Origin of the sequence: Nonomuraea purpurea (assembly GCF_042650645.1) — a bacterium.
GTDB lineage: Bacteria > Actinomycetota > Actinomycetes > Streptosporangiales > Streptosporangiaceae > Nonomuraea > Nonomuraea purpurea.
The window spans coordinates 67532-82885 of record NZ_JBHSBI010000019.1 but is presented as its reverse complement, the minus strand read 5'-3'; the positions used below and the strand labels follow the sequence as shown (position 1 = coordinate 82885).

Genomic DNA, 15354 nt, shown 5'->3' with positions numbered 1-15354 from the left:
GGTCAACGCCCCCCGCCGGAACGCAGCCGCTCGCGATGCACGGTGGGGACCGCGTCCGGGTAGGCCCGCTGCGTGCCCCTGGCCACGATCGAGGCCAGCACCGCCTTGATCAGGTCACCCGGCAGGAAGAGCGCGCTGAGCGCCAGCGTCGTGCTCAGCGACACCCCGGTGATGGCCGCCTGCACCGGGACGCCGAACAGGTAGACCACGCCGACGCCGCCCACCAGGCACGCCACCAGCAGGCGGACGATCCCCGGATTGCGGCCGGCCCGCTCCACCAGCCAGCCCGTCACGGCCGCGCCGGGAAGCCAGCCGATCAGGAACCCCGCGGAAGGGCCCGCGAACACCCCGAGCCCGCCCCGCCCGCCGGCCAGCAGCGGCCAGCCCGCCGCGACCGCCAGCAGCAGCACCGCCACCGCCAGCGCGGCCCGCCACGTGCCGAGGATCGCACCGGCCAGCATCACGCCCAGCGTCTGCAGCGTGATCGGGACGGCGTTGCTGAAGACGTTCACCGAACCGGGCAGGCCCAGCACCGCGATCAACGCGGCGAACACCGCCACCCTCGCCAGATCTCCCACCGGGAACCTGCGCGGTCTTCCCACACTCTTCATGGGGTCGATCCCACACCAGAAAGCCGCCTTTCAGACATGGAGGTATCCCACAACTTTCCGCGCTCCCAACTGCGAGTGACCGATACCTTCCCGCGCCGTTCAGGCGGCCAGGCGCAGGGCGCGGGCCACGTCGGCCGTGCGGGAGGAGGTCTCGGCGGAGGTGTAGCCGCCGCGCATGGAGGCGTCCAGGTCCTTGAGCCCGTTGCCGCTGAGCGTGATCACGATCCGCAGGCCGGGCTCCAGGTCGCCGCGCGCGTGCCGATCCAGCAGCCCCGCCACCCCGGCCGCCGAGGCGGGCTCGGCGAAGACGCCGTCGCGGCGGGCCAGCAGCCGGTAGGCCTCGAAGATCTGCTCATCGCTCACCGCGGCGATCAGCCCGCCGGACTCCTCGCGGGCCGCGACGGCGCCGTCCCAGGTGGCCGGGCTGCCGACGCGGATCGCCGAGGCGCGCGTGGACGGGTTCGCGACGGGGGCGCCGTGGACGAGCGGGGCCGCGCCGGCCGCCTGGAAGCCCCACATCCGCGGCAGCCGCTCGGCCAGGCCCGCCTCCCGGTAGGTGCGGTAGCCGGCCCAGGTGGCGGTGATGTTGCCGCCGTTGCCGACCGGCAGGCAGTGCACGTCGGGGGCCTGGCCCAGGGCGTCCACGATCTCGTAGGCGACCGTCCGCTGGCCCGCCAGGCGCGGCTCGTTGCCGACGGAGTTGACCAGCGCGATCGGATGGTGCGCGGCCAGCTCGCGGGCCACCCGCAGGCAGTCGTCGAAGCCGCCGTCGATCTCGACGATCTCGGCGCCGTAGCGCACGGCCTGCGACAGCTTGCCGAGCGCGATGCGGCCCTGGGGGACGAGCACGGCGGCCCTCACGCCGGCGCGGGCGGCGTAGGCGGCGGCCGAGGCGCTGGTGTTGCCGGTGGAGGCGCAGATGACCGCCTGCGCGCCGGATGCGGCCGCCCTGCTGATCGCCACCGTCATGCCCCGGTCCTTGAACGACCCCGTCGGGTTGGCGCCCTCGACCTTCAGCCACACCTCGCAGGACGTGCGCTCGGACAGGTGGGCCGAGCGCAGGAGCGGGGTGTTGCCCTCGTTGAGGGAGATCGCGGGGGTGTCGTCGGCGACCGGCAGCCAGCGGCGGTAGCCGCTGTTGATCAGACCATTCCAGGGAGTCATGCCCTCGACCGTAACATTTGTTTCTCAATCGATCTATGGCGGTTGTTGGTGTAACATTTGTCATCGTGCAGGATGATCCGGTGGTGACGCGGCTCAGCTCCGTCTATCCCGAACTGCCGCCCGGGGAACGGGCCGTGGTACGGGTGCTGCTCGACGACTATCCGTTCGCGGGGCTGGGCTCCCTGCGCTCGCTGGCCGAACGCGCAGGAGTCAGCCCGCCCACGGCCTCACGGCTGTTCGACCGGCTCGGATACGACGGGTTCGCCGCATTCCAGGCGGCGGTCCGGGACGGGGCGCGCGATCGGTCACGGCTACACGAGTTCGTCACCCGTTCCCCCGGCACGGACCTCCCGGCCGGCGACGACCCCGTGGCCCGGCGACCAGAGGACGGGAGCTCGGCGGTGCGGCAGGCGGCCGGCGAACTGCGGGCCGGGCTGGAGGGGACGTTGGCCGCCGTCCCCGAACCGCTGATCGAAACCGTGGCCGCGCTGCTGGCCGCCGCACGATCGGTGTGGGCGCTCGGCGGGCCGCTGAGCGAGCTGGCCGCCGAATACCTCGTCCGCCAGCTCGCCGCCCTGCGACCGGCCGCCCGGCGCGTTCCCGACACCGCCTCCGCCCGCGCCGGCACCCTGCTCGACCTGGGGCCGCCCGACCTCGTCGTCGCCTACGACTTCCGCCGCTACTGCCCCGGCACCGCCCGCTTCGCGCGGGCCGCCCGCGTCCGGGGCGCCCGGCTGGTGCTCGTCACCGACGCCTGGATGTCGCCGCTGGCCGCCGAGGCCGAGGCGCTGATCAGGCTGCCGCACGAGGCGGCCGGGCCGATCGCGCCGCTCGCGCACGAGATCGCCGTGACCGAGCTGCTGCTCGTCGCCACGGCCGCACGCCTGGCCCCCGCCGGGCGCCTGGCCGACCTCGACGCGCTCACCCAGACCCTGTGAACGCCTCACCCGGTGCGGCCAGGCGCTTGTAGAAGAAGCTGCAGTCGCGCGGCGTGCCGTCCGGGGAGCAGGCGTAGCCGGGGACGATGCCGAAACGGGTCCAGCCGCCGGTGAGGTAGACGCGTTCGGCGGTGCTGCCGGTCTCGGTGTCGAGCGTGAGCAGCCCGACACCGGCCGCGCGGGCGGCCTGCTCGGCGGCGGCCAGCAGGGCGCGTGACAGGCCCCGGCCCCGGACGTCGCGGCGGACCAGCAGCTTGGCGATCTCGGCCCGGTGGCGGGCGTTCGGCTTGCTCGTCAGGACCAGGCTGACGGTGGCGGTGATGCCGGAGCCGTCGCGGCAGGCCCAGAGCAGGTGGCTGCCGTCGGCGACCGCCGGAGCCTGGGCCCGCCACCAGGCGGCGGCCTCCTTGCGCCCGAACGGCGTCACGAATCCCACCGAGGCGCCGTCGTCCACGGCGTCGACCAGCAACGCGGCCAGCTCCCCGACACTGGAGGCGAACTCGGCGGCCGGCAGGCGTTCGACCATGGGCGCACACTCCTTCACGGCAGGACGACGAACAGGGCGTACCGGACCGGCTCGGGGCCCGGACAGTGAAAACGGGACGGCCCCCACACCCGGAAGCGCAGGCAGTCACCCGCCCGCAGGGTGTGGGCGCGCCCGGCGGAGGTGATCTCCACGGCCCCCTCCAGCACCCAGATGTGCTGCTCCAGCCCCGCGACAGGGGGAACGTCGTAGGCGATGTCCGCCCCGGGACGCAGCCTGCCCTCGACGAGTTCGCCCCGCAGCCCCGGATGCGGAGGCGACACCGACCGGCGCACGAACCCCGACTGTTCATCACGCCACACCGCCTGCGCGGGAGCGCGGACGAGCTGCGGCGGCTCGGACTCCACCTCGGCCAGCAGCCGCGACATCGTCCGCTCATAGACGGCGCAGAGTTTGTTGAGCAGGGCGGCGGTCGGGCTGATCTCGCCGCGCTCCAGCCGGGACAGACTCGAGCGGCTGATGCCGGTCCGGCCGGCCAGCTCCTCCAGCGACCAGCCCCGCTCCACCCGCAGCCCCGCCAGCCGGTCGGCCAGCCGCACGTCGAGCTCATCCCCTCTCATATTCGGGATTTTATCCCAAATCTGGAAAAGGTGATTCACCCCTGTTTGCGGGACTTTCTGCGGATCTTGATGTCCCGCATGTCGGTCACCGCGAGCCGCAGGATCTCGTGCGCGTGCCCGTGCGCCTCCAGCGCGGCCATCGCCCCCAGAGCCGCCTCGTCCTCGCCGTCCTCAGGCCCGGCCGGCACCTGGCAGCGGAACGTGAACGCCGACACGCTCCCGTCGTGCGTGAACGTCCCGGCCTCGGTGAACGCGGCCCCGCCCGCCGCCAGCACCGCCGCGCGGCCGGCCTCGTCCAGCTCCTTGAACTTGCCGCTGATCGTCACCCTGAACATGGTCATCCCTCTCGTACGGCGTAGGCGAGCACCCGATCGCCCAGCAGGCTCTCCACGACGTCCAGCAACTCCAGCACGGCCTCGGCGATCGCGTCCGGCCGCTCCCCCGCCGCCGTCCTGCGGCCGATCTCGGACAGGGTCAGCGCGTGCAGCGAGCCGATGTGCCAGGCGACCACGCGCGGCAGCGGATCGCCCGGGGCCGCGCCGCTCTCCTCGGCCAGCACGGCGGCCAGCGCCTCGGTCATCCGGTGGCCGAGGTCCTCCAGCCGGGCGGTCAGCGTGGGCGCGGCCCGCATCATCTCCAGGAAGCGCCCGAACCCGGCGGTCAGCCCCACCCTGCGCTCACGTTCGCGGACCTCCTCGCGAAGCTGCGCCAGCACCGCGCCGGCCGCGGACTGACCGGGCGCGCGCCGGCGCACGATGTCGGCCAGCCGCTGCGGCGAGGCTTCCTCGGGCGGCAGCACGAGGTCCTCCTTGGCCTCGAAGTAGTTGTAGACGGTGTTCACCGACACCTCGGCAGCCGCCGCGACCTCGGCGATCGTGACGTTGTCGAATCCCCGCGCCACGAACAGGCCGATCGCGGTGTCGGAGATGCGCTGCCGGGTCTGCCGCTTCTTGCGCTCCCGGAGTCCCTCGGTCATTTCTGAAGTCTACTGCAAACTTTAAGTCGATTGCAGTTTTGCTAGCCGATCACCTTGTCCACGAAGGCAGACAGGTTGGCCCGGGTGCGCACCACTTTCTCCTCCAAGGTGAGGGACTCCGTGATGACGCCGTCCCCCGGGGCCTCCTTCTTGCCCCGCACGTACAGGGAGCACGCGAGGTCGACGCACAGGTACTGCCCGACCGAGTTGCCCTGGCGACCGGCCTCGCCGGTCCGGCGCGCGCTCATCAGCGCCACGCCCCCGCCGGTGTGCGTGGTCAGGCACAGCGAGCACATGCTGCGCGAGGTGAAGCCGCGCGACCCGCTGGACGTCACCCGCAGCGCGATCCCGACCAGGGCGCCGTCGCGTTCGGCCACCAGGTAGGCGTGCTTGGGTGCCCCCGGATCTCGCCACCCGAGGAAGTCCAGGTCGTCCCAAGGGCCTTCGGCGAAGTCCCTGGGCAGGCTGAGGCGCTTGGCCTCGCCCTTGGAGCAGTTGACGAAGCAGGCGCGCAGGTCGCGCTCGGTAACGGGTCTCATGAGCCGGAGGCTAGCCCTCCTTAACGGTAGTATGCAAATACTTAAAGGGTGTAAGTAAGGTGGGGATATGGCACGCGCAGGAGTGACGGCCGAACGCTTGACCCGGGCGGCGGCGGACCTGGCCGACGAAATCGGCTTCCAGAACGTGACCGTCTCGGCGCTGGCACGCGGGTTCGCCGTCAAGCCCGCGGCCCTGTACGCCCACATCAAGGACATCCAGGACCTGCGGGTCAGGGTGGCGGAACTGGCCCTGGGCGAACTCGCCGACAAAGTCACCGAGGCGCTGGCCGGCCGCGCGGGCAAGGACGCGCTGGTGGCCTTCGCAGGCGCCTACCGCGACTACGCCAAGGAGCACCCCGGCAGGTACTACGCCGCCGCGCAGATCGAACTCGACCCGCAGACGGCGGCCACCAGCGCGGCATGGCGCCACTCGGAGATGACCCGGGCGCTGCTGCGCGGCTATGACCTGTCCGGCCCCGACCAGACGGACGCGATACGACTGCTGGGCAGCGTCCTCCACGGATACGTCTCCCTGGAGACGGCGGGCCGGTTCGCCCGCCACCCACGCGACGTGGACGCCTCCTGGTCCAGAAGCCTGGACGCGCTGGACGTCCTCCTCACCCACTGGCCGCCGGCGTGACACCGGTCAGGCCGGGTCGTGCTTGGGTCAAGAGCCGTCACACGGCAGGAGTGGGGAAAGCTCACATGTACACAGGTGTCCGCGTTCTCGGCATCGACACCGCTGGTCGGCGGGTGCGGGTGCGGGTGTTCGTGCTGGATGAACCGCTGTCAGCGGACGCGCCGCTCCCCCAGGGGCCGGGGTTCTTCTTCCGCTTTCTGTGGCAGGCCGCCGGAGGCCGGCCTGAGGTGCACGGGCCACTGGCCGATGTCGTGAAGCTTTTCGACGCAGCCGACGCAGGGCGTTTCGTCGAGCGGGTCGAGCAGGTGAACGCCCGCAACCTCCCCGAGGACGCGCAGGACCTCGAACGCATCGCCGCTTTCTACCGCGACCACGGCACCGACTGGGAAGAGGAGCACCTGGGCGACCGCGAGCGCTGGGCATATGAGAACCACTGGGTGCAGGGCGACTACGACCTGTGGGTCACCGATCGCCGCTGGCTGGCGCCGTTCGAGGTCGGGGACGACGTCCGGCTCACCTGGCCGCCTCCGCTCGCCCCGGGCGAGGAACCTGACGACGCCCTCTTCAAGCTGGGGTGGTCACGCGAGCAGCAGGGCGATCTGGACGGAGCCGCCGACGCCTACCGGCGGGCCGCCGACGCGGGTCCCGAGCTTGCCAGGGCCCAGGCGCTGCTCTGGCTCGGCACATTGCACGCCGAACGCGGCGAAGTCGAGTTGGCGCTGGCGGCCTACGAGCGGGTTCACGAGGATCCGAGCACACCCTGGACGCACCAGGCCCGTGCCGCTCTGGAACTCGCCATCCTGACACAGTCGTGCGGCGGGGACGAGGCGGTGCTGCGCGCCTACACCCTGGCCAACCAGGCGGGCGCCCCCAGGGCCGTCGCCCGGGCCCGGGCCGAGGCAGGACTGGAGACTCCCGGTGAGCGCGGGTTCCGGTTGCTCCGCGAAGGCGATCGAGCCGGGGCGGTGGCGTCATTGGACGCGGCGTACGGCACAGATGCCGACGTGGTGGAATTCGCCCTCGCGCTCTACGACGGCGCGTTCGGCATCGCCAAAGAACTGTTCCAAGGAGCCGGCGGCACTCTCTGCTCGCAGAAAATGGGCGAGATCGCGATCGATGCGGCGCTCGGGTACGCGAGCGCCGGCGACACCGCTTCCCTGAACGCCGTCGTGCGGGTTGTGGCCGAGCCATGGGAGGTGTGCGTGGCCTGGCAATCGCTCATCGACCGAAGCTCATCCGTACCGGCGGACGTCGCGGTCGACATCGGCAGGCAACTGATCGGGATGACCGGCAGACAACTCGCTCCCGAAGACGCCGCGGCGATCGCCGAACCGGCCGAGTACCTGTATCCGCAGGTCGCCGCCGCGGGTTTCGACCGGATGGGCGAATTCGTGCGGCGGCAGGGCGATCGGGCCGCCGCCGCCGGTTGGTTCGAACGAGCCAGAGCGATGTCACCGCGTTCCTGAGCCACGGTTCAGCCGGCCAGGATGCGTTCCAGGGTGCGGCGGCCCATCCGGCTCATGACCGGGTTGCTTTCGACGTAGTACCAGACGACCCCCATCGCCTGGACAAAAGCCCAGGCTTTGCCTCGCTCCCATTCAACCTCGTCACACCCGAGATCCTCACGGAATGCCCGCCGCGGCCCCGCATCGAGCAGATGCCAGACACTCACCAGGTCGAGAGCGGGATCGGCGGGGCCGAAACCGCCGACGTCGACAATCCCCGCCAGACGGCCACCGGACACGAGCACGTTGCCGGGAATGAGATCACCATGCGTCATCACGTCGGCCGCATCGCGCGGCAGACTCCGAAGGCCCTTCCACATCCGGCGAAGCCGTCCAACGTCCAGAAGCCGTTCGCTGTTGCTGAAACAGGTTTCCATCCACTCGTCATGGGAGGTCAGGTCCCCTCCTCGGCCATGGCCGGCGAACGTACGGCCACGCGTGTCGACGGCGCGCAGATCGCCGATCAGGTCGGCCAAGTCGTGCGCGAACGCTTCCGACCCGCCCGGATCCTCATCCGTGGCCACGACGCCGGGCAGCCACGTCTGCGCCAGCCATGGAAACGGGTAGCCCGGCCCTGGCTCGCCGATCGCGACAGGCTCGGGTGTGGGAAAGCGGGTGCGCCCCACCAGCTCACGCGCTGCTTCCGCCTCGGACTCCAGCAAGCGCCGCAGGGTGTCGACGTCTCCGGGCTGCAGCGGGAACCGGGCCGCGAACCGGTCGCCGACACGGAAGACGGCGTTGACCGTTCCCTGGGCGGCGACTCTCCTGACGGGCAGGTCTCGCCATTCGGGAAACTGTTCATCGACCAATGCGCGAACCGTCTCAGGCGAGACCATCAGTTGGTTGGCATGCATCTTCACCTCCGGGAGCGTTCCGTGCCTCCCTCGCCATCCGCAACCCGTTTTCGGCAAGGTCAGCCGAGAGTCTTCTCCACAAGGTCGAGGTAGGCGTGCCCCGCGGCGACGCTGTCCGGCAGGTCGAGCGCCGCGAATCCGCCCAGCAGCCGGCGCGAGCGGATGTCGGCGAGACGGGGAGCCGGTGGCGCACTGCTTCTGGCGTTCATCGGGACGGATCGTAGCCCGGCAGCTCCTCGAGATTCGATCTTTTATCCCCACGCCGTCATTTCTTGTCGACCAGTTCGTAGCCGCCCCTGATCAGCGGCGTGTCGGCCCGACTTGAGGCGCCCCGTTCAGACATGGTCGAGAAGCTGAGGGCAGCGTTTCTTCGGGGGGTTTGACCATGGTGGCCGTCCATCATCGTTACACGGGCGTGCAAGGCCGGCAGTTGTTCTACCGCGAGGCAGGAGCGGCCGACGCGCCCGCCGTCGTGCTTCTGCATGGCTTTCCGACCAGTTCGTTTATGTTCCGCCATCTGGTACCGGCGCTGGCCGACCGCTACCACGTCATCGCCCCCGACCACCTGGGGTTCGGCCTGTCGGACGCGCCGCCCGCCGACCAGTTCGACTACACCTTCGACGCGCTCGCCGGCCTGACCGCCGCCCTGCTCGACAAGCTCGGCGTCTCCCGCTACGCCATGTACGTCCAGGACTACGGCGCCCCGATCGGATGGCGGCTCGCCCTGAACGACCCCGGCGCCATCACCGCGATCATCACCCAGAACGGCAACGCCTACGAGGCCGGCTTCGTGGACGCCTTCTGGCAGGTCGTCTGGGACTACCGGCGCGAGCAGACCCCGCAGACCGAGAAGGCCGTCCGCCAGGCCCTCACCCTGGACGCCATCAAGTGGCAGTACCTCACCGGCGTCCCCGACCCGACTCTCATCAGCCCCGAGACCTGGCACCACGACCACGCGCTGGTCTCCCGCCCTGGCAACGACCGCATCCAGCTCGACCTGTTCCTCGACTATGCCACGAACCTGCCGCTCTATCCGCGCCTGCACGAGTACCTGCGCGCCCACCGGCCGCCGCTGCTGGCGGTCTGGGGGAAGGGCGATGAGATCTTCACGCCCGCCGGCGCCCGGGCCTTCGCCGACGATCTGCCGGACGCGCGGATCCACCTTCTGGACGGCGGCCACTTCCTGCTGGAAAGCGCCCTTGACGACGTCATCGCGCTCGTCCGCGATTTCCTCGTAGGATCTTCAGCCGGAAGGGGGCAGCGTGGAACCTGAGCGTGAGGTATTACGCAACGCGATCAACGACATCATCGAAGGCCGTCGCACTCGTGAAGACGTCGCCTCGTGGGCCGAGCGGAAAATGCTCGACCTGGAATACGAGAGAAAGACCGACCTGGTCGCCTGGGAGGTTCTGAAGGCGATCGCCGGCGCCGATCTGGAAGTCGAACCAGGCAGCTATCTCCACTGCATGGAGGATATTCAGTCGTGGATGGAAGAGCTGAATTGATTCCCATCCGCGTCGGATGTGGCTCCTGGCCGGGGAGTTCCGTCCGGCCAGGAGCGGTTCGGCCGTCGGTCAGCAGCCCGTGCCCATGTCGCTGTTGATGCAGTTGCTGGGCGTGTTGGCCAGGATCGGCGTGAAGATCCGGGTCAGCGTGCCGGTGTTGAAGACGCCGTCGCCGCTGGCCGTGCCGCCCGCGGCCGCCCGTGCGGTGTTGGCGACGATGCTGCTGTTGCGCAGCGTCATCGACTCGCTGTTGAAGATGCCGCCGCCCTGCGCCTGACCGGTGGCGGTGGTTCCGTTCGCCACGTTGGCCGAAACCGTGGCGGTGCTGATCTGCGCCGCCCCGCCCACCGCGGCGACGATCCCGCCGCCAAGAGCGATGGGAGCTTTGACGGTGTTGCCGCCGATAGTGCCCCCGGAGACGGTCAGGGTGCTGCCGAACGCGGCCCACACGCCGCCGCCCTGTCCATCGTTTCCGCCCGTGACGGTGTTGTTGCGCACGATGCTCGCCGTGAGGGTGAGGGAGCCGCCGACGGCGGCGACGCCCCCGCCGACACCGGATGATCCGCCGGTCGCGGTGTTGTCGGTGATGGTGCTGGTCCGGACGGTCAGGGACGCGTTCGAGCCGGCGATTCCGCCGCCGGCGGCGGTCGCACCCTGGGCCTGGTCGGTGGCGGTGTTGCCGCGCAGGAGGCTGTTGTTCACCGCCAGCGTGCCGCCGAAGGCGGCGATGGCGCCTCCCGTCGCCGCCTGGCCTCCGCGTAGCGTGACGGCGTTGAGCGTGAGATCGCCGGTCTCGGAGACCAGGAAGATACGGAAGACCGGCGTCCCGGCGAGCGGGTTGCGGCGGATCGTCGCGCTGCTGGCGTTGATCGTGATCGGAGTGGTGACAGGCGGCAGCCCGGTCGGCCCGTTCGTCGTGTTGTCGACGGTGTCGAGGGTGTAGGTGCAGAACGGCGCCAGGTTGATCGTGTCGGCCTCCGGGGTGTTGTTGGCCATGGTGATGGCGTTCACCAACCCTGCCGCGCCGCCGGTCGGTCCCGTGCACGGCACGGAGATGGTCGTCGCGTGTGCCGTACCGGATGTCGCGCTCACGAGGCCGGCGGCCAGACCGGCGGCGCATCCCGCGGCCAGCAGCCGCGATCGGAACCGTTTCCGGGCTGTTGTGTAAATCGTGGAATTCATCTTTCCCCCGCGCATTCGAACTTGATCGTCCGGTTGTTACCCACAGGCCGGAAAAGTCTCACCGGTGTCGGTGAAAACCTCGCCGAACGCAGACCTAACCGCGCATATCCGCGTTTCTGGACTTAGGAGGTTAAATCCGTTTAGCCGGGCGTGGGGGCTGGGCGCGGAAAAGCGAAGGAGCGCCTGGTCATCGAGCAGATCCGGATGGCATGTCGTACATGCACGGTTCCTGCCCTGACCGCCTTGCCGAAGACTTTGCCTATGGCACGTCCGTTCTCGCCCAGAAAGGGGCACGGAGCAGCCGCACCCCCACGAAAAGGGAAACCGCCACACAACCAGCAATCGCGGGTGGCGATCGCTAGAAGCGGAAGCGGTCGGTGGCGTCGATCAGGTGATGGCGGGTTCCGGGTTCTGAACCGCCGTGACCCGCGTCCTCGACGACATGGAACTCGGCCTCGGGCCAGGCCTGGTGCAGATCCCAGGCCGCATCGGGCGGCGTCTTCATGTCGTAACGGCCGTTGACGATCACAGCGGGGATGTGCCGAATGCGGTCGACCCCGGCCAGCAGGCCCTCCTTGGGGAGAAAGCCGCCGTTGCTGATGTAGTGGTGGGTGATGCGGGCGAACAGGAGGATGGCGGCGTCGTCGAGCTCCGGCGGATCGACGGGCAGCAGGGTGTTGGCCGAGAACTCCCAGCCCATCCAGGCCCGGGCCGCCGGAAGGTGGAGCGCGGGGTCGGGGTCGGCGATGCGGCGGCCGTAGGCGGCGACCAGGTCGCAGTGCTCGGCGGCCGGGATCGCGTCGCGGAAGGCGGCCCACTCGGCGGGGAAGAGGCGGGCCGCGCCGGTGGGGGTGAACGTCCAGGTCTCGTCGGAGGGGCGGACGAGGTAGACGCCGCGGAGCACGAGTTCGGTGACGCGGCCGGGGTAGGCCTGGGCGTAGGAGAGCGCGAGGGTGCTGCCCCAGCTTCCGCCGAAGACCAGCCAGCGCTCGACGGAGAGGTGCTCGCGCAGCCGTTCCATGTCGGCCACCAGGTGCGCGGTGGTGTTGCGTGCCAGCGACACACCGGGGTCGGCGGCGCTCGGCCGGCTGGCGCCGCAGTTGCGCTGGTCGAACAGCACGATCCGGTACGCGGCCGGGTCGAAGAAGCGGCGGAAGCCGGGCAGGATGCCCCCGCCTGGTCCGCCGTGCAGGAAGAGCGCCGGCTTGCCGTCGGGGTTTCCGCAGGTCTCCCAGTAGATCTCGTTGCCGTCCCCGACGTCGAGCAGACCTGAGTCGTACGGCTCGATCGGCGGATAGAAGTCCTTCAGCTCCATGCGATCAAGTAGACCACCGAAACGGCCCGGGTAGACAACCGGGGCGTGCGTTCCGTATCGTCGGTTCAGCCCCAAGCGGGGCGCACGTTCCGATTTTCTCAGGAGCCCACCATGTCCACCTCCACCTCCATTCACGACGTCATCGAACACCTGCGCCGAGCCCTGCAGAGCATGGACGCCGACGCCTTCACCAGCGTCTTCGCCGACGACGCCGTCTACGAACTGCGCTTCGGCATGCCGGGGCAGCCGCGCCGGTTCGAGGGCGCCGAGGCCATCCGCGAGCACATGAAGCAGGACACCTCGGGCGGCATCGCGCAGTCGCTCAGCTTCGACGACGTCCACGCCACCGTCTACGAGAGCGCCGACCCCGAGGTGGCCGTCGTCGAGTTCGAACCCTCGGGAAGCGTGCGCGCCGGCGGCGCGCCCTTCCGGTTCGCCTCCTCGCTCGGAGTCATCCGGGTACGCGACGGCGCCGTGATCTCCTACCTCGACTACCCCAACGCCCTCGACGCCGCCCAGGCCGTCGGCATGCTGCCCCAACTGGGCGCCATGCTCGCCGCCACAGGACGAGGGGACGCCGCGCAGGTCGTCGCACGAATGATCGACGCCTCAGTGGCCAACGACCACGACGCCCTCGTCGAGTTGTACGCGCAGGACGCCGTCATCGAGATCCCCTTCGCCCCGCCGGGGGTGCCCACCCGCTCGGCCGGCCGCGAGCACCTGCGTGCCCGGCTGGAGGCGACCGCGGGAATGTGGCGGTTCGACCGCGCCGAGGCGATCAACGTCATGGAGACGGCCGACCCGGACGTCGTGGTCGCCGAGTACACCCTGCACGGCTCCGTCACGGCCACCGGCAAGCCGTTCTCCCTCACGTACGTCATGATCATCACCGTGCGGGACGGGCTCATCGTGCACTCGCGCGACTACGGCAACCCCCTGGCCGGCGCCGAACTGCTGCGGGAGGTGCCGGGCCTTGCCCACGGCGAGTGAGGCCCGCGCCGACCCGGCGCTGCGCCGCCTGGGCTGGGTGCTCATCGCCGGGCTGCTGCCGGTCTGGCTGGACACCACCGTCGTCAACGTCGCCCTCGACAACCTGGCCGGCGACCTGAACGCGTCGCCGGCGAGCATCCAGTGGGTCAACACGGCCTACCTGCTGGCGCTGGCCATGATGATTCCCTTCACCGGGTGGGCGCTGGCCAGGTTCGGCGCCAGGTCGTTGTGGCTGGCCTGCCTGGTGGTGTTCCTGGCCGGTTCCGTACTGGCCGGCGCCGCCTGGGACGTCACGGCCCTGATCGCCTTCCGCGTGCTGCAGGGCGTCGGCGGCGGACTGCTGATGCCGGTCCTGCAGACCCTGCTGGTGCGGGTCGCCGGACCCGAGCGGCTCGGCCGCGCGATGGCCACGGTGGGGCTGCCCGCCGTGCTCGTGCCGATCGCCGGGCCCGTGCTCGGCGGTCTCATCGTGGCTCACACGAGCTGGCGGGTGGTCTTCTTCATCAACGTCCCGCTGACCCTCATCGCGCTCGTGCTGGCCTGGCGCGGGTTGCCCGAGCGTTCCGGCGACGACCGTCCCGCGCCGCTGGACGCGCTCGGACTGGCCCTGGTCTCACCCGGGCTGGCCGCCCTGCTGTACGGACTGTCGCAGACCGGAACCCCGGACGGGTTCACCTCCCCCGCCGTGCTCGTGCCCCTGGCCGTGGGCACGGTGCTGGTGGCCGCCTTCGCCGTCCACGCGCTGCGCACCCGCGCGGAGCCGGCGCTGGATCTGCGGCTGTTCCGGGTACGCTCCTTCGCCGCCGCCGGACTGCTGCTGTTCCTGTCCGGGTTGTCGCTGTTCGGCGTGATGATGCTGCTACCCCTCTACTACCAGCAGGTACGCGGGTTCACCGTGGTGCAGACCGGGCTGCTGCTCGTGCCCCAGGGCATCGGGAGCCTCGCGGTACGCCAGGCCGTCGGCAGGCTCACCGACCGGCTCGGCCCGCGGCCGGTGGTGCTGGCGGGCGTGCTGTTCGCCTCGGCGGGCATGCTCGTCTTCGCCCAGGCCGGCCCCGGCACCGCACTGGTGCCACTCGGCATCGCCTCGGCGGTCTTCGGGGCCGGGCTGTCGGCGGTGACGATCGCCGTCATGGCCGGGGCCTACCAGGGGCTGACGCCGGCGCAGGTGCCGCACGCCAGCAGCGCGACCCGGATCGTGCAGCAGGTCGGCGGGGCGTTCGGCACCGCGGTCCTGGCGACTGCCCTGCAGTGGCCCGCCGGGTTCCGCGGCGCGTTCTGGTGGGCGTTCGCCTTCGCGCTGGCGGCCGTCGTTCCGGCGGCACTGCTGCCGGGCGCCACCCGTGAGCGCCCGGCGTAACGCGGTCAGCAGATCGTGCCCGGCCCGGACGCGGTGGCCCGCAGCAGATCGCGTACCAGGTCGAAATCGATCGTCTCGGCCGTGCGGAAGCGCAAACAACCCTTGCCCATGTCCTGTCCGGCCAGCCGCTCACGGAACATCTCACGGATGTCACTGCGCATCAGGTAGAAGGAGATGTACTGCTTCTGGCTCGCGAAGGCGATCTCGGCCGCGCCGTCGCGCTGGTAGGTGGGCATCCCGTACGCCATGACCTCGGTGAACCCCTGGAGCTCGGCGCGGCACATCCGCCGCAGCCTGACCAGGGCCTGCTGACGCCGGGCCGGCACCTCGGCCAGGTAGTCGTCGACGTCGTCCGCCGTGCTGTGCACCATGCGGAGAGGCTACCGGCTCGACGGGATGTCGATCAACCGTTCGAACGCGGCCCGGTCGTCGTCAGGGCCTGCCTGCCTTCGTCCCGCCTCCACCCGCCGTTCGAAGTCTGCCTCGGCACAGCACGTCCGGACCTTTCCGTGGTGGTCCACGGTGCCGCGGGCGGGCGGCCGATCGCGGTCATCGGGGTCACCGTCTCGCGCGGCAGGATCGTGGCGATCGACGTGATCGCCGACGTCTCCTCCGGCTCGACCTGGCTTTTCTCGACGGCCGAGCCCTGATCCTGGGCGGCGCGACCGGCA

The 15354-nt window shown here is 70.6% G+C and carries 21 protein-coding genes; 8 read left to right on the top strand and 13 right to left on the bottom strand.

Annotated features, from left to right (window positions below; genetic code table 11):
- Positions 1 to 2 precede the first annotated feature (2 nt).
- Together ACFOY2_RS32880 and thrC are read right to left on the bottom strand one after the other, a co-directional pair.
- Positions 3 to 611, bottom strand: coding sequence for a biotin transporter BioY (locus ACFOY2_RS32880; RefSeq protein ID WP_379531993.1), 609 nt, complete (start codon positions 609 to 611; stop codon positions 3 to 5).
- Between the two features lie 99 nt (positions 612 to 710).
- Positions 711 to 1775: a threonine synthase gene (gene thrC, locus ACFOY2_RS32875; RefSeq protein WP_379531992.1), complete on the bottom strand. Its 1065-nt coding sequence runs from the start codon at positions 1773 to 1775 to the stop codon at positions 711 to 713.
- A gap of 65 nt (positions 1776 to 1840) precedes the next feature.
- Here thrC and ACFOY2_RS32870 point away from each other — a divergent pair, with 65 nt between their 5' ends.
- On the top strand, positions 1841 to 2713 hold the full coding sequence (locus ACFOY2_RS32870; protein ID WP_379531991.1) for a MurR/RpiR family transcriptional regulator: 873 nt from the start codon (positions 1841 to 1843) through the stop codon (positions 2711 to 2713).
- Here the strand turns inward: ACFOY2_RS32870 and ACFOY2_RS32865 are convergent.
- Genes ACFOY2_RS32865 through ACFOY2_RS32845 form a run of 5 tightly spaced genes read right to left on the bottom strand, consistent with a single transcriptional unit; the run spans position 2697 to position 5332 of the window.
- Positions 2697 to 3239 carry a GNAT family N-acetyltransferase gene (locus tag ACFOY2_RS32865; protein ID WP_379531990.1) on the bottom strand — a complete coding sequence of 181 codons (543 nt, stop codon included), beginning with the start codon at positions 3237 to 3239 and terminating at the stop codon, positions 2697 to 2699. The two genes, ACFOY2_RS32870 and ACFOY2_RS32865, sit on opposite strands and share 17 nt — an antisense overlap.
- A 14-nt stretch (positions 3240 to 3253) precedes the next feature.
- Entirely contained in the window at positions 3254 to 3817 is a 564-nt protein-coding gene (locus tag ACFOY2_RS32860; protein ID WP_379531989.1) for a helix-turn-helix domain-containing protein, read from the bottom strand.
- A 35-nt stretch (positions 3818 to 3852) separates the two neighbouring features.
- A complete protein-coding gene (locus tag ACFOY2_RS32855) occupies positions 3853 to 4152 on the bottom strand; it encodes a DUF6204 family protein (RefSeq protein WP_379531988.1) in 300 nt (99 codons plus the stop codon).
- Between the two features lie 2 nt (positions 4153 to 4154).
- Complete coding sequence (locus tag ACFOY2_RS32850; RefSeq protein ID WP_379531987.1) at positions 4155 to 4793, bottom strand: TetR/AcrR family transcriptional regulator; 639 nt, start codon at positions 4791 to 4793, stop codon at positions 4155 to 4157.
- Between the two features lie 41 nt (positions 4794 to 4834).
- Positions 4835 to 5332, bottom strand: coding sequence for an FBP domain-containing protein (locus tag ACFOY2_RS32845; protein ID WP_379531986.1), 498 nt, complete (start codon positions 5330 to 5332; stop codon positions 4835 to 4837).
- Between the two features lie 67 nt (positions 5333 to 5399).
- On the opposite strand from ACFOY2_RS32845, the gene ACFOY2_RS32840 reads away from it, so the two are divergent.
- Positions 5400 to 5972, top strand: a complete 573-nt coding sequence (locus ACFOY2_RS32840; RefSeq protein WP_379531985.1) for a TetR/AcrR family transcriptional regulator — start codon at positions 5400 to 5402, stop codon at positions 5970 to 5972.
- Positions 5973 to 6037: 65 nt separating this feature from the next.
- A complete protein-coding gene (locus ACFOY2_RS32835) occupies positions 6038 to 7438 on the top strand; it encodes a tetratricopeptide repeat protein (RefSeq protein ID WP_379531984.1) in 1401 nt (466 codons plus the stop codon).
- 8 nt (positions 7439 to 7446) lie between these two features.
- Here ACFOY2_RS32835 and ACFOY2_RS32830 read toward each other — a convergent pair whose 3' ends face one another.
- The 3 genes from ACFOY2_RS32830 to ACFOY2_RS32820 are packed head-to-tail and all read right to left on the bottom strand — an operon-like array spanning position 7447 to position 8815.
- Positions 7447 to 8331, bottom strand: a complete 885-nt coding sequence (locus ACFOY2_RS32830) for an aminoglycoside phosphotransferase family protein (protein WP_379532090.1) — start codon at positions 8329 to 8331, stop codon at positions 7447 to 7449.
- 59 nt (positions 8332 to 8390) lie between these two features.
- Entirely contained in the window at positions 8391 to 8540 is a 150-nt protein-coding gene (locus ACFOY2_RS32825) for a hypothetical protein (RefSeq protein ID WP_379531983.1), read from the bottom strand.
- Between the two features lie 56 nt (positions 8541 to 8596).
- Positions 8597 to 8815, bottom strand: a complete 219-nt coding sequence (locus ACFOY2_RS32820; protein ID WP_379532097.1) for a hypothetical protein — start codon at positions 8813 to 8815, stop codon at positions 8597 to 8599.
- A 21-nt stretch (positions 8816 to 8836) separates the two neighbouring features.
- Between ACFOY2_RS32820 and ACFOY2_RS32815 the strand changes: the two genes are divergently transcribed.
- Both ACFOY2_RS32815 and ACFOY2_RS32810 read left to right on the top strand, forming a co-directional pair.
- Complete coding sequence (locus ACFOY2_RS32815; protein WP_449290151.1) at positions 8837 to 9604, top strand: alpha/beta fold hydrolase; 768 nt, start codon at positions 8837 to 8839, stop codon at positions 9602 to 9604.
- Positions 9594 to 9836 (top strand): hypothetical protein, encoded by a 243-nt coding sequence (locus tag ACFOY2_RS32810; protein ID WP_379531981.1) that lies wholly within the window; start codon positions 9594 to 9596, stop codon positions 9834 to 9836. Before ACFOY2_RS32815 ends, ACFOY2_RS32810 begins: the two co-directional genes overlap by 11 nt.
- 69 nt (positions 9837 to 9905) lie before the next feature.
- On the opposite strand, the gene ACFOY2_RS32805 is transcribed toward ACFOY2_RS32810, so the two are convergent.
- Positions 9906 to 10847, bottom strand: coding sequence for a hypothetical protein (locus tag ACFOY2_RS32805; protein WP_379531980.1), 942 nt, complete (start codon positions 10845 to 10847; stop codon positions 9906 to 9908).
- A 529-nt stretch (positions 10848 to 11376) separates the two neighbouring features.
- Positions 11377 to 12327, bottom strand: coding sequence for a prolyl aminopeptidase (gene pip / locus ACFOY2_RS32800; RefSeq protein ID WP_379532089.1), 951 nt, complete (start codon positions 12325 to 12327; stop codon positions 11377 to 11379).
- A gap of 117 nt (positions 12328 to 12444) precedes the next feature.
- On the opposite strand from pip, the gene ACFOY2_RS32795 reads away from it, so the two are divergent.
- The gene (locus ACFOY2_RS32795) at positions 12445 to 13323 is read left to right on the top strand and encodes a nuclear transport factor 2 family protein (RefSeq protein WP_379531979.1); all 879 of its coding nucleotides are present in this window, start codon (positions 12445 to 12447) and stop codon (positions 13321 to 13323) included.
- Positions 13307 to 14683: a DHA2 family efflux MFS transporter permease subunit gene (locus tag ACFOY2_RS32790; RefSeq protein WP_379531978.1), complete on the top strand. Its 1377-nt coding sequence runs from the start codon at positions 13307 to 13309 to the stop codon at positions 14681 to 14683. The genes ACFOY2_RS32795 and ACFOY2_RS32790 overlap by 17 nt, the downstream gene beginning before the upstream one ends.
- A 5-nt stretch (positions 14684 to 14688) precedes the next feature.
- On the opposite strand, the gene ACFOY2_RS32785 is transcribed toward ACFOY2_RS32790, so the two are convergent.
- Complete coding sequence (locus ACFOY2_RS32785) at positions 14689 to 15054, bottom strand: iron chaperone (RefSeq protein WP_379531977.1); 366 nt, start codon at positions 15052 to 15054, stop codon at positions 14689 to 14691.
- Positions 15055 to 15195: 141 nt separating this feature from the next.
- Between ACFOY2_RS32785 and ACFOY2_RS32780 the strand changes: the two genes are divergently transcribed.
- Positions 15196 to 15333 (top strand): hypothetical protein, encoded by a 138-nt coding sequence (locus ACFOY2_RS32780; protein WP_379531976.1) that lies wholly within the window; start codon positions 15196 to 15198, stop codon positions 15331 to 15333.
- The last annotated feature ends 21 nt before the right edge of the window (positions 15334 to 15354 follow it).

What these genes read in the sequence shown, in the direction of transcription:
- ACFOY2_RS32880 (WP_379531993.1), bottom strand. Translation starts at nt 611, where the DNA reads ATGAAGAGTGTGGGAAGACCGCGCAGGTTCCCGGTGGGAGATCTGGCG.
- thrC (WP_379531992.1), bottom strand. Translation starts at nt 1,775, where the DNA reads ATGACTCCCTGGAATGGTCTGATCAACAGCGGCTACCGCCGCTGGCTG.
- ACFOY2_RS32865 (WP_379531990.1), bottom strand. Translation starts at nt 3,239, where the DNA reads ATGGTCGAACGCCTGCCGGCCGCCGAGTTCGCCTCCAGTGTCGGGGAG.
- ACFOY2_RS32860 (WP_379531989.1), bottom strand. Translation starts at nt 3,817, where the DNA reads ATGAGAGGGGATGAGCTCGACGTGCGGCTGGCCGACCGGCTGGCGGGG.
- ACFOY2_RS32855 (WP_379531988.1), bottom strand. Translation starts at nt 4,152, where the DNA reads ATGTTCAGGGTGACGATCAGCGGCAAGTTCAAGGAGCTGGACGAGGCC.
- ACFOY2_RS32850 (WP_379531987.1), bottom strand. Translation starts at nt 4,793, where the DNA reads ATGACCGAGGGACTCCGGGAGCGCAAGAAGCGGCAGACCCGGCAGCGC.
- ACFOY2_RS32845 (WP_379531986.1), bottom strand. Translation starts at nt 5,332, where the DNA reads ATGAGACCCGTTACCGAGCGCGACCTGCGCGCCTGCTTCGTCAACTGC.
- ACFOY2_RS32840 (WP_379531985.1), top strand. Translation starts at nt 5,400, where the DNA reads ATGGCACGCGCAGGAGTGACGGCCGAACGCTTGACCCGGGCGGCGGCG.
- ACFOY2_RS32835 (WP_379531984.1), top strand. Translation starts at nt 6,038, where the DNA reads ATGTACACAGGTGTCCGCGTTCTCGGCATCGACACCGCTGGTCGGCGG.
- ACFOY2_RS32830 (WP_379532090.1), bottom strand. Translation starts at nt 8,331, where the DNA reads ATGCATGCCAACCAACTGATGGTCTCGCCTGAGACGGTTCGCGCATTG.
- ACFOY2_RS32825 (WP_379531983.1), bottom strand. Translation starts at nt 8,540, where the DNA reads ATGAACGCCAGAAGCAGTGCGCCACCGGCTCCCCGTCTCGCCGACATC.
- ACFOY2_RS32820 (WP_379532097.1), bottom strand. Translation starts at nt 8,815, where the DNA reads ATGCAGAAGCACGACGGCGGGCGCGTCGGCCGCTCCTGCCTCGCGGTA.
- ACFOY2_RS32815 (WP_449290151.1), top strand. Translation starts at nt 8,837, where the DNA reads ATGTTCCGCCATCTGGTACCGGCGCTGGCCGACCGCTACCACGTCATC.
- ACFOY2_RS32795 (WP_379531979.1), top strand. Translation starts at nt 12,445, where the DNA reads ATGTCCACCTCCACCTCCATTCACGACGTCATCGAACACCTGCGCCGA.
- ACFOY2_RS32785 (WP_379531977.1), bottom strand. Translation starts at nt 15,054, where the DNA reads ATGGTGCACAGCACGGCGGACGACGTCGACGACTACCTGGCCGAGGTG.